General features: G+C 45.8%; 10 protein-coding genes. 3 read left to right on the forward strand and 7 right to left on the reverse strand.

The features are described 5' to 3' along the window. Positions 1 to 78: 78 nt before the first annotated feature. The 3 genes from HP552_RS19135 to HP552_RS19145 all read right to left on the reverse strand — a co-directional run bounded on the left by HP552_RS19135 (position 79) and on the right by HP552_RS19145 (position 3,683). Positions 79 to 1,461, reverse strand: a complete 1,383-nt coding sequence (locus tag HP552_RS19135) for a transcriptional regulator (protein WP_175396981.1) — start codon at positions 1,459 to 1,461, stop codon at positions 79 to 81. Positions 1,462 to 1,733: 272 nt separating this feature from the next. Further along, complete coding sequence (locus tag HP552_RS19140) at positions 1,734 to 2,651, reverse strand: aldo/keto reductase (RefSeq protein ID WP_175396982.1); 918 nt, start codon at positions 2,649 to 2,651, stop codon at positions 1,734 to 1,736. Between the two features lie 141 nt (positions 2,652 to 2,792). Then, the gene (locus HP552_RS19145; protein WP_175396983.1) at positions 2,793 to 3,683 is read right to left on the reverse strand and encodes a diacylglycerol/lipid kinase family protein; all 891 of its coding nucleotides are present in this window, start codon (positions 3,681 to 3,683) and stop codon (positions 2,793 to 2,795) included. A 309-nt stretch (positions 3,684 to 3,992) separates the two neighbouring features. Between HP552_RS19145 and HP552_RS19150 the strand changes: the two genes are divergently transcribed. Then, positions 3,993 to 5,507, forward strand: a complete 1,515-nt coding sequence (locus tag HP552_RS19150) for a leucine-rich repeat domain-containing protein (protein WP_175396984.1) — start codon at positions 3,993 to 3,995, stop codon at positions 5,505 to 5,507. Positions 5,508 to 5,969: 462 nt separating this feature from the next. Here the strand turns inward: HP552_RS19150 and HP552_RS19155 are convergent, their stop codons facing one another. Next, positions 5,970 to 6,902, reverse strand: a complete 933-nt coding sequence (locus tag HP552_RS19155; protein ID WP_175396985.1) for a macrolide 2'-phosphotransferase — start codon at positions 6,900 to 6,902, stop codon at positions 5,970 to 5,972. Between the two features lie 602 nt (positions 6,903 to 7,504). Here HP552_RS19155 and HP552_RS19160 point away from each other — a divergent pair. Then, on the forward strand, positions 7,505 to 8,953 hold the full coding sequence (locus tag HP552_RS19160; RefSeq protein ID WP_175396986.1) for a DEAD/DEAH box helicase: 1,449 nt from the start codon (positions 7,505 to 7,507) through the stop codon (positions 8,951 to 8,953). A gap of 225 nt (positions 8,954 to 9,178) precedes the next feature. Here HP552_RS19160 and HP552_RS19165 read toward each other — a convergent pair whose 3' ends face one another. Next, on the reverse strand, positions 9,179 to 9,772 hold the full coding sequence (locus HP552_RS19165) for a hypothetical protein (RefSeq protein WP_175396987.1): 594 nt from the start codon (positions 9,770 to 9,772) through the stop codon (positions 9,179 to 9,181). Positions 9,773 to 10,040: 268 nt separating this feature from the next. Here HP552_RS19165 and HP552_RS19170 point away from each other — a divergent pair, with 268 nt between their 5' ends. Then, positions 10,041 to 10,901, forward strand: coding sequence for a GNAT family N-acetyltransferase (locus HP552_RS19170; protein ID WP_175396988.1), 861 nt, complete (start codon positions 10,041 to 10,043; stop codon positions 10,899 to 10,901). Between the two features lie 204 nt (positions 10,902 to 11,105). On the opposite strand, the gene HP552_RS19175 is transcribed toward HP552_RS19170, so the two are convergent. Both HP552_RS19175 and HP552_RS19180 read right to left on the reverse strand, forming a co-directional pair. Continuing rightward, positions 11,106 to 11,372, reverse strand: coding sequence for a CD3324 family protein (locus tag HP552_RS19175; protein ID WP_175396989.1), 267 nt, complete (start codon positions 11,370 to 11,372; stop codon positions 11,106 to 11,108). Positions 11,373 to 11,652: 280 nt separating this feature from the next. Continuing rightward, positions 11,653 to 12,555 carry a helix-turn-helix transcriptional regulator gene (locus HP552_RS19180; protein ID WP_175396990.1) on the reverse strand — a complete coding sequence of 301 codons (903 nt, stop codon included), beginning with the start codon at positions 12,553 to 12,555 and terminating at the stop codon, positions 11,653 to 11,655. Positions 12,556 to 12,600 lie beyond the last annotated feature (45 nt).

Genomic DNA, 12,600 nt, shown 5'->3' on the forward strand with positions numbered 1-12,600 from the left:
GTTCTCATAATTGCGGGGTTTGGAGCGTCCGTACTTAAGTCAGGCTCACTTGCAGGAGTCAGTATGCTTACCACAATACTACATGTAGCTATCAGCAAAGCCAACGTTCTCTTCATTGAGTTTCTGCACCTCACTAATTATAATTTTGTACTGCTGCTTGGCAGCATCGGTCGCATAATCCCTATACTGTTCAAATAGTCCGATACCTCTAAGCATACCCCTGCCACTGCTAATTTCAATAGAAAACCTTAAACTATCGAGGACAAACCCCAACCCTTTATAATACTCGTCTTTCTTTAGATAATACGCTCCAAGATCAGCTAAAAGACGTAAATACCGATCATCTGTAACCTGCTTGCTTACCTTCCCGATCCGATTACTCTGCTCCTGATATGCGAAGTACGATTCATACTGTTCCAGCACATAATCAATATCTTCATCATAGCTATTAGCTGCAGTAACGATATCACAGAGCGCGGGAAATATTTCGTTTTCTTTGGTGGATATATAATTTAAATATGAGGGCAGCACTTCAAACTGCCCAGCCATCAATTGATAGATATAACGATTCCCTTCAGCCCATTCCTGGAACTGATTAATCACTAGTATTTCATCCGGATTGGGATCTTTCACCCAACTGTTATCTGCATATAATGATACATATTTCAATGCATTATCATAGTCCTTAAGGTGATAACATGCACTTCCCGCAGCCAAATCTGAATAGAGAATATAGAAGACGATTGGCCGTTTCGTTTCTTCCTGTTTCCTTCTGCCATTCAATTCATAATGGATGGTTGCCTTCACCTTTAACTTTTCTGAAAGCTCTTGAACCTTGTTCCATCGGTGTAATGCGCCAAAAGCATTAATTAGCTCATTCAGAGCGTCCAGCTGATAACGCTCGTCCAGACGATCTACATAATATTCGAACTTGGCGGCGATGATTAGGTTTCTTTGCTGGTCATTGGTGAGCCCCAATTTGAAGAGACGATACTGACATAGAGCGAGACGCTCCGAATGCTGCATTTTCTCACTCTCAGCAATGGTTTCATATAAAAGAATGGCCGGTTTAAATCTACCTTCGTGATAGAACTCCTCAGCCAAATCAAATAACAAGGGAATATAAGATAGATTATCCATCATTAATTGGATAACCTCTTCAATACAGTTTAACTTATCTAGCTCAGCACAACGATGAAGGAAGGGGCCCAGTCTTCGCCAGTCAGGGGTAGCGTGGACGAAACACTCATCTATATACAATTCATAGAAGTAACCCTCTTCAAGTTTCATAGCTGAAGTGATTCGATCCAACTGCTGCATCGCGATCGGGCGGTTCTTGTTCAATATATTACTAAGCGTACCCGAATTAATTCCTGACGTTTCCGAAAAAAGACTAATGGACATCTGCTCGCGCTTCAAATAATTCTCTAAATGATCGCGTATCGTGGTTGTCGGCTCCAAACGAACACCACCCTCCAAAATAAAAGCCATATACAGGATTAACGGTATGCAAAAGTAATTATATGTAATCGGAAAGAATGGGTCAATATAATAAATTCAACTAATTTGTATTAATTACAATTTAATCCTTTTAAAAAATAAACCCCGTGTCCTTATTTTATACCGGGATTGAACGGGCAGCAAATCAGGAAAAAAACAAAAAACACGAGCCATATGGATGCTCGTGTTTTCATATATTACAGCAGATTCTGCTGCTCTACTTTGAAACTTAATTAAGGCAGGATGTTGCCAGCAGCACGATAGATTTCGTACCATTCCTGACGTGTAAGGTGAACATCACCGGCTTTGACACAATCTCTAAGACGCTCTATATTCATTGTGCCTGTCACAGGCTGCATATGGGCCGGGTGACGCAGCAGCCAGGCAATTGCGATGGTGGTGTTGCTCACTTCATATTTGGCTGCGATCTCATCGATCTTGGCATTCAGTTCAGGGAACTTGTCGCTGCCCAGGAATACGCCTTCGAAGAATCCATATTGGAACGGGGACCATGGCTGAATGGTGATATCGTGCAAACGGCAATAATCCAGAATACTGCCATCACGGTTCACGGCTGCATCGTTCTCCATGTTCACGTTGATTCCGCTGGAGATCATCGTTGTATTCGTAATACTCAGCTGCAGCTGGTTGGCTACCAGCGGCTGTTTTACGTATTTTTTCAACAGCTCAATCTGATTCGGATTCTGGTTGGATACCCCGAAGTGACGCACTTTACCTTCGCGCTCCAACTGATCAAACGCCTCAGCTACTTCTTCCGGTTCTACCAGTGCATCCGGACGGTGCAGCAGCAGAACATCAAGGTACTCGGTTTTCAGACGCTGCAGGATACCATCCACGGAGTTCAGAATATGCTCTTTGGAGAAATCAAACATGCCCTTGCGGATACCACATTTGGATTGAAGAATCATATTTTCACGAACCTGGGGATTCATCTGTACCGCCTCAGCAAAAATCTCTTCGCATGCCCCGTTTCCATAAATATCGGCATGGTCGAAGAAGTTTGCACCTACCTCCATAGCGGAACGAACAAATTGTTCTGCCTCTTTGCTGCTGAGTGAGTTGATGCGCATGCAGCCTACGGCTACAACTGGAACTTCGAGTGAGCTGCTGCCAAGTTTTATTGTTCTCAAGGTGATTTCCCTCCATATTCGAATAATTGGTATATACTTGTCTTCCAGCTTTGATTGTGACACAGATCTGCAATCGGTTTCAATGGATTTTTAGACATCTTATATGGAAAAATGGTCGTTTTTTTCAATCCTTCAATAGTCTTACCGTTCTTCAGGCACAATGACTTCAATATGTTGAGGCAGGACACTGATCCGAATAGGCAATGCCGGGCCCTCTTCCCCATCCACATTGGTGCGAACGGATCCGCTGGAGCTTACACGAACTTCTTTTGCCGTAAAATAGTCGACGTCTTTATGGTCCTTCAGATGCCCGAACAACAAGGAGGTTCCCAGTGTCAGGCTGTTGAACACACTGATGTTGCGGATCACAAAACAATGAATCAGTCCATCATCCACCACTGCATCCGGAGACAGCTTCTCAAATCCTCCAACCGAGTTGGTCAGTGCCGCGAGAAACAAAGGGGAATCACCTTCCCACTTCAGCCCGTCATGTTCAATCTTCAGGGGATTGGCGGGTGAGTTCACAAGATCCTTCAAACCTTCCTTCAGATAGGCTAGTGAGCCCAGCTTCGACTTCTCTTCCGATGACACGGATGATAACGCTTCGGCCAAAGAGCCTGCTGCTACGACATTGGCGAAGAGACGATCATTGATTCTACCCAGATCCACCCGGCGTATCTGGTCTGAACCGAGCTGCTGTATGGCTTCTTGGGGATCGAGAGAAAGATGGAGCGCACGTGCAAAATCATTCACTGTGCCCAGGGGCACGATACCAAGCCTGGGACGATGATCCTGATCCATCATGCCATTAATGGTCTCATGCAGTGTGCCATCTCCGCCAATGGATATGACCAGATCACAGCCGCCTTGGCAGGCATCCAAACAATAGCTGGTTGCATCCCCTACCCCAGCTGTTTCATTAACTGTCACTTCAAACTGCTGTGATTCCAAAATGGCTTGAACTTGGGAAACGTACTGCTGTGCCTCTTCTTTTCCCGATGACGGATTGCTAATGATCATGGCTTGACGCATAACCGCCTCTCCCTCCACCTGCATATTTACTTCATTTATACCCCTTTCGGGGGGAAGTTGAATAAGGCACCAAGTAGACTCCGCATTTTTTTGGAAAAGATCGCCTGAGGGAGTACAGATAGAGGCTTGTTTCATATAGAATAGATGTAGGGTTGTCAGCTTCCCCTTAATTTCTTGTTCCTTTTATCGGCTGACGGGTTAATAACTAGAGAAATGTTGATGAATCATTCCTGATCGTAACTGACCTTTACTATTCATTGATCTACATAGAAGCGAGAAGAATTTTGATTATCGGAGGGAATTCATGCAATGAGAAGAGTGACGCTATTATTACTAATATTCATTCTGAGTATCGGCGCGTCAGGCCAAGCCTTGGCCTACGCAACAGTGGACTCAGGCAAAGGCATCATTGAAGACCCTGCACTGGAGAACGGATTGAAACTGATCTTGAACAAACCGGTAGATCTACCCCTGACCTCCGCCGATCTGGAGCAGCTTACCGTTGTTGACCTGAGTAATGCAGGCATACAAAGTCTAGCGGGACTGGAATATGCAACCAACCTGACCCACCTCCGCCTATACGGCAATGAGATTAGCGATCTGACACCGCTGCAGCACCTAAGCCAGCTTCGGGAAATCGACGTACGCAACAATTACATTACTTCCATCGATGCACTCGCTGAATTGAAAGAACTTGGACGGCTGTACATCAGCAACAACTCCATATCTTCCATAGAAGTGGTTCGTGGATTCACCCGTTTACATACGTTTCATGCTAGCGGCAATCAGATTAGCAGTCTCTCCGCTTTGTCTGATCTCGATGATCTGAAGTGGCTGGAGATCTCCAACAACGAGATTAGAGACCTGACTCCTGTAGCGAACCTATCCGGGCTGCAGAAGCTTAATGTAGCAAACAACCGGATTCAATCACTCGATGCGTTGACCGATCTGCCGAACACACTGTTGGAATTAAACGTGGCAGGCAACGGGATTTCCGACCTGACCCCACTGGAGCATATGACGCGTCTTCGGGCACTTGACATCTCGGGTAACCAGATCCAGAACATTAAGTCGATTGAAGGACTGGTGAAGTTAGCCGAGCTCAATGCCGAATCCAATCAGATCTACGATCTGGAGCCACTACGTCAATTAAACAGGCTGGAAGTGCTGAAGCTCGCGAACAACCGGGTATGGGATCTGACACCGATTGCCGATATTACTTTCACGCAGGCTAATGCGATGAATACCGTACAGGACATCGGAGCTTCCACTTCTGTAGCTCCGAACGTGCAGACTCCAGTAACGGAGCCGGAATCTCCAGGATTGACTGTACAAAACAATTACCTCGACGTATCGGGTGGGAGCAGTACCATGGGTCTGCTTAACCAGATGAATGTGCGGGAGCAGAAGCGTACTCCGCAGGGCCGTTTCCAACGCCTGATTGAAGGGTCCACTACTGCTTATGTCGGTGATCGCACATATGCACTGGAAGCCGCTCCTTTTATCCATGAAGGACGTACCTATGTACCCTTGCGGTTTGTGTCCGAGCAACTGAATGCCCGTGTAAACTGGGATCAGAGCAAAGAGGAAGCCGTGATCACACAAGGCGATAAAACCATCCGCTGGACCGTCCGCAACAAACAGGTGATTGTGGATGATGCACTCATGATGAATGATGCACCCTTGCTGATGGTAAACGGTACAGCATTCGTGCCTGTGCGCTTCGTTTCGGAGCAGCTTAACAGCACTGTCGGTTATATCGGAAGAAGCAAAACGATTCTGATTTTCGAAAATAGACAGATCGATAATAATGTACAGTCCTAGAAGGTCAAAAAAGCCTCCCTCATGTATTTCTCGTACGAGATACATAAGGAAGGCTTTTTCTGTTTTGCTTTACATTGCGTTATATTAATATCCTTGATGCCTTAAAACAAGTTAATATAGTCGTTCGGCTCAATCAAAAACTCAACAAGAAACCCTGAAATGGCTATCAGAACACCTATAAAAACATTAGTTTTTCGTTCACTTAATCCTGATTTCCCGCATAATAAAACAAACAATATTAGAAATAGTAAATACCATAAATTTTGCCTACCTACATTGCCTCCTAATATCTCCGAAAACCAGGTTGATAAGCTAAGTGCCAATAATATCAAAGGTTCCTAATTTTATTTTTTTCAATGTTAACACTTCCTTTTTTTAAGCAATTACTTGGCTGTGTTAACGACCGGATTTACGAAGATTGAAGCAGTTTTACACGTGAACTTAAGTCCTCTTTCCTGCTCCTTAATCCCGACTCACATTCCAGTTTGCCAGCATACCTCTCGCCATTTCCATCGTCGATTCTTCCCCTGTGGTTAAAGCAAATTTGGCAACCAGTGCCGGGTAAGCAGCCCACTGTTCCCGAATATGCTCAAACATCTGAGGCCATGTCCTTCCCCCTGCCTTCTCGTATCGCTTCAGCAGATCCCGCAGCCCATCATCTTGGAAAAGTCCATATAGGATTACAAAATCCTTACCCGGATCAGCGATCTCCGCTTCCGTCCAGTCGATAAGTCCGGTTACCCGCTGTGTATCATTGACGATGATATGCGGTGGGTGCAGATCGCCATGATTAAACGTCGAGTGCTTCGGCCAATAGCTGCCTACAGACAGCCACACCGTCCAGCGTTCCGCTAGTTGGTCCGGTACCGTAAAATTCTTTTTAATCTCCTCTATATTTGCCGCAAATTCTTTGCGGGTCTCCATAGGGGTCTTGATCCGAACTCCGCCCTTGGCCGCCTCCTCAGGATCAATGTTGTGCAATGCGGCAAGTGCAGCAGCCAGTGAATCCATGAACTCGTCAGACAAGGTCTCCTGCGGGAAGCGCCATGCATATCCTGCACCAGCAGGATCTACCACGGCAATCGGGTCACCATCCAGTAGTGGATAAGCGATCAGTTCGGGCGTGCAGATTCGCCAGTCCGGTACCTGTGCCGGAATACTCCCCCGGACCACGTCCAGCACTTTACGCTCATTCTGGGCTCGCTCCCATACGTCGTCACGCCGCGGCTGACGCAAAACCCACTTTTGTCCATCCTCATCTGTAGCGAAGGCAACCCTGAAATCCATCCCGGACTCGTTGATTTCCATCGATTCCTTACGGATTCGAAGCCCATTTTGTTCAGCCAGCAACCATATATTCTGTATAAAATCCACCTGTTCATATGACTTTGTCATATCCAAACCTCCCCTATTCCTTGGAAAAATAAAAAAATAAAAAACACAGACATTCCTGCCTGTGCCTTGATCTCGGATTAGGGGTATACCTAAATGTGTGCAGTCTCAGTAGTAGTACATCAAAGAACCACTCTCACGCAAGAGTGTCCACTACCATTAACGGCATACGTGTAAATAGGCAAACTTCTCCCGATGATCTGCACACAGGCAGTACAACAGCAAGCGCAAACAAGCGTTTCGCTACTATCTCAATCGGAAAAAATTTGCCACACGTATCCCTCCGTTCAGTAAGTTACCCCCATGGTAACACATTCCAATTCCTGGTTCCAGCATATATTGGATTATTTTCGTTACATGAATTACAAGGAGCCTAATTGGGATGGTTCTAAGAAACTCCCCTCTTCCGAAGAATCCTATAAATATCAATTGCTCCGTTAGCCTCCGTGCATATAGAGTATAATGAATAGGGTATACGATATATGTACGGTGCAATGCTTGTATATAAGCGTTTGTTTTCAATCCATTTCCCACTGATTGGGATACAATTCCGGGATTGATGCATTATGCTCCTGTATTCAAAACTAACGCAAAAGAGGTTAACGATGAGCAAGCAACAATTTAAAGATTATAAACTTAGTGAAGAAATTGTCAGAGCACTGGATAGTCTGGGCTATGAAACACCTACCGAGGTTCAGACTGAAGTTATTCCGGTAGCTCTGGAGAATAAGGACCTTGTAGTCAAATCCCAGACAGGTAGCGGTAAAACGGCCGCCTATGGCATTCCGATCTGTGAGCTGGTCGAATGGAATGAAAACAAACCCCAGGCTTTGATTCTCACACCAACCCGGGAACTAGCCTTGCAGGTAAACGAAGACATCACCAATATTGGGCGCTATAAGCGGATCAAATCCACTGCACTATACGGACAGTCTCCTTTCCATATCCAGAAGGCAGAGTTAAAACAAAGAACACATGTCGCCGTAGGAACACCGGGACGTGTGCTGGACCATATCGAACGCGGCACATTGCCGCTTGAACGCATTGCCTATCTCGTGATCGACGAGGCCGATGAAATGCTGAATATGGGCTTTATCGAGACAGTACAGGCCATTATTCAGGCCTTGCCTCGCGAGCGTGTGACGATGTTATTTTCCGCTACATTCCCTGAGGATGTTGCCCGTCTCTCACGCAAATACATGAATGATCCGGCAGAGATTGAGATCAAAGCAAGTGGTCTCACAACAGCAACAATAGAACATGAGGTTATTCGTGTGTCTGAAGTCAACAAAACCGCTGTACTGCAGGACCTGTTTATTGTGGGGAATCCGGACAGCTGCATTGTGTTCTGTCGTACGCAAGAGAACGTGGATAAACTGTTCCGGGTCATGGCTGACCTGGACTATCCAGCAGATCGGATCCATGGGGGCATGGAGCAGGATGAACGAATCGAAGTGATGAATGCGTTCCGAAGAGGACAGTTCCGTTATTTGGTCGCAACCGATGTAGCTGCGCGAGGGATTGATATCACGAATATCACCCATGTCATCAACTATGATATTCCGCTGGAAAAAGAGAGCTATGTGCATCGCACAGGCCGTACGGGACGTGCTGGCAAGACGGGTAAAGCCATTACGCTCGTTACCCCGAAGGATGGCAGACGCCTGGCTGAGATTGAATCCTATATCGGATTCGAAATTCCGGTTGTTCCAGCGCCTTCCGAGGAGGCTGTCGATCGTTCCAGGGAAGAATTCGAGAAGCGCCTGAAAATTGTACCTGAACGCAAAAAGGACAAGCGCGAGCAGCTGAACCAGCAGATCATGAAGCTGAATTTCAATGGCGGCAAGAAGAAGAAGCTGCGTGCCGTGGACTTTGTAGGTACCATTGCCAAACTGGAAGGCGTCACCGCAGATGATATCGGGATTATTACGATTCTCGATAATGTAACCGATGTGGAGATTCTGAACGGCAAAGGCCCGCTTGTGCTGCAAATGATGCAAAATACAACGGTCAAGGGTAAACAGCTGAAGGTTCGTAAAGGTAAGCACGCGTAAGCTCGGCAAATATATCGACCGGAGTTTAAGAGGGAGTGCCATGTGGCACTCCCTCTTACTGATTTTTACTGTCCGGGATTGGTGACATTCGCCTGTACAAACGCTGCAATGTCATTTGAGTATTCATCCCACTGGCAGCCTATATTTCTGATCCACGGATATCGCTTCAATCGTACAGCCAACCCGGGTAACTACATCCGGCTTCGCATCGTACATCGTATCATGCTACTCTTTTACCTCATAAGCGATATTTTGCAGTTCTTTGATATTATAGGTGTCATCCTGAATGCGCCATTCGCCTTGGTCCTGTAAAAAGGTGATATCACCTGATAACGGTATGTTTTTCAACTGTTTGCCTTCACGATCTGCAAAGACCAGATTTAGTTTGTATTCTACGAGGATCCAATCGTTCTTGCTCTCTTTAATCTCAACCAGTATATTTTCCGGATGCAGTAGAGCCTTTTCCTTGTCTGCCACCAGTAAAGGTAACGTTGCATACCGATTAGCCATATAGGACTCATAGTTCTTCTCCGTCAAAAACGGCTTCATCGTCTCCCCTTTGGCCAAGAGCCCCTCCACAGTAAGTGTATCTTCATAATCCGCGTAATCCACAGTCAATTCCGTTTTTTTATACTCCAATGACATGTCCAGAGCCTTCTGTTCATCCTGGGCTGTAGCTTTCTGGTTCGTCTCCATACTCGGCTGATTAGTTGGAGGTGTAGTTTCTTGAGCATGATCGATCGTCTCGGATTCCGTACAACCCATGATCATTGCCGATGAGAGCAGCACCGCACTCATAACACAGACTAACTTACGCATAGTTGATCAAACCCTTTCGCGTCTTCATTAATTCAATTATCACCTTTATTTGGTTAAAATGTCCAGTGCTTTGGCACTTTCGAATGAATTACGCATCCGGTTGCATAAAGCTGGTTCTCCATATTAGGGTGTGTTATAGTCGACGTGAAGTGATTTGGAGGGGATAACTATGCTAAACACAATCATGACGTCTGGACCCATTTTTGAAGGATAGCGCCTGCTGGTCCAATAACTGCGTATTTCCTTCACCCGTGAAGGTGTGAATGCCATGTCAGCATATCAAATCGTTCCCATGGTATATGATTCCAAGGAACAGATTCATTCAATTATTTTACTTGAACAACAATGTAAACAGCTCGATTCCATTCATCTGAAGGCAGACCTTGATCATATCAGCAAAAAAGATGGAGACCACGCTCTCCTATGTTATCGGGAAGGCAAACTGGTTGGACTCCTAAGTTGGTATCCCTCTGACGGTGTAACCGGAAATATTAATGCCATTGTGCATCCGCATAATCGCCGCAAAGGTGTGTTTCGCAGATTACTGATGCGTGCCATCGAAGATATGAAGCCACAGGGAATTAACCAGCTCAGCTATCGCGTACCTCAGAGCTTACCCTCTGGGTTTCGTACTGCTCAGTCGCTTGGGGCTGTTCATGATCGTTCGGAGTATTCGATGCAGCTTGTGAACATATCCTTTCCGGGTGTCGGACGCGTTGAGCTCACCTTGTCTGCTGCCGAAGCACAGGATTTTGAATTTATGGTCACCTGCTCAGCTCAGGCCTTTGGAGATTCGGAGGAATGGACACGTGACTATTTCACACAAACGGCAGAACCCAGCCGGGTAACCTATGTGGCCTGGAAAGATGGTTTGCCTGTTGGATTGATCCGAATCAATTCCATTAATGAGACAACCGCATTCATTCATAACTTCTGTATCCTGCCTGCATACCAAGGCCAGAAGCTGGGGCGTCAGGTTTTGACTCTGCTGGTGGAACTGCTTCTGAAGCAGAACTATATGGATATTCGCTTGTCCGTTGTAACTGAAAATGAACGTGCTCTGAATTTGTATCGTAGTGTTGGCTTCGAGGTGAATACCGAGTATCAATATTTCATCGGCAGCTTCTAACGAGTGATGCAGCGAGACGGTTTTCCCACCAAGGAAAACGGTCTTTTTGCGCTGCTGTTCCTCAGCGATTTGTAAATTTGAAGATCAACTTATATCCATCAAACGTTTCTCCGTATAACTCTTCATGAATATATAAGGAACATTAATAATTGTTCTTTCCACAAAAAAAACCACATTAGACTTCTCTAATGTGGCTTGTCTTCCTTACCTTTTGGAATACACAATTTTCTTGATACTGTCGATGGATAAAAAGAACTTTTCGGTTAGTTCATCCATGGACACACCTGCAGCAAAAAGGCGGCGAATGTGCTCATTCCGCTTGTTTACAACGATTCTGCTGCCCGAGTTTTCGCCCCACTTTTTGTGCGCATCCTTGGGCTTCGGAATGTAGACCAATCCCCCTGGGATGTGTCGTTGTATTTCCTTCAATAATTCTTCTGGCAAAATGGCATCTGCATTTATATATTTCATGTTGCTCCGCTCCTTAAATTTGGTCTTTAAGGCAGCAGAGTCACACGATGCACTTATATACATTTTTTGCTGGCGGAAGAAGGATCAAGGCTCTATGCAAACAACCGCCGTTGTCCATCGCATGAACTCTGCATAGAGCGGATCGTGAAACCTCTTATGAATCGAATCATGGTAGCCCCCCATTCCGGCATTCCTGCATAGGTGCTGCTTCATCTGCACTCTTAACCATTCGATAAATGCAATTGAATATCCTTTTAACGAAACTACCACCCTATAGGCATCATGAATACTGGTTTAAACTCTTCTCCAGCATCTCTCGGACAGCTTGCTGCAATGCCGGTGGCGAGATTACCTTCACTTCGGGACCATAGGCAAGGAGCTTACGGGCTGTAAACGGGAATTCCTCTGGTGGAACCAGCCCTCGCCATTCATTGCCTTGAATCGACTGGAACAGCACGTCTGAATGCGCAAGCCTCGTCCCAAACTCAGTGAAGTGCAGCACCACTTCTACAGCCTTCCTGTCATCTGAGGTCTTCAACCACGCTTGAAGACTAGGAATTGACTCATCTATGGAGTCCAGCAATTTCAGCTGCTGCATACGGTCCACGCGATACAACAACACGCGCTCCCTATGACGAGCGGGCATGTACCAATATCCATCATCATAATAAATGCCGATGGGATAAGCCTCTATTTTTTTATAACCGTTCCGGGAATGATACGTAAATTCAATTTCTCTTTTATCTATGGCTGCATTCAAAATCTCAGTCGTTAACGTCTCTGTGTGCTTACCCGGATGCTGTACAAACGTCACATGTTCCCTCATTCGCACAATCAGATCCTGTACATCCTGCGGCAGCGTGGAGAAATATTGTTCTGCCAAATGCTCGCGCATCGACCCATACGGGAAATCCGGCACCTGCTGCAAATATTCGATCATCATGAACAGACCCAGTGCCTCGTTCTGTGTAAGTTGAAGTGGTGGCAAAATTCGATTGGGCAGAACCTGGTAACCGCCATTCACACCCACCTCTGTATACAAAGGAAAACCCAGCGTCTGCAGCGCATCCAGGTCACGCTGAATGGTACGGATCGATACATCAAATCGCTCTGCCAGTTCACGGGCCGTAAATTTTTTTCTTGAATCCATCAATCTCATAATGGCGAGTTTCCGACTATTCATTATTTCAGCACCTAACTACGTCAATATTTGTCATAGTTCAAGTGT

Source organism: Paenibacillus xylanilyticus (assembly GCF_013359935.1).
Lineage (GTDB): Bacteria > Bacillota > Bacilli > Paenibacillales > Paenibacillaceae > Paenibacillus > Paenibacillus xylanilyticus.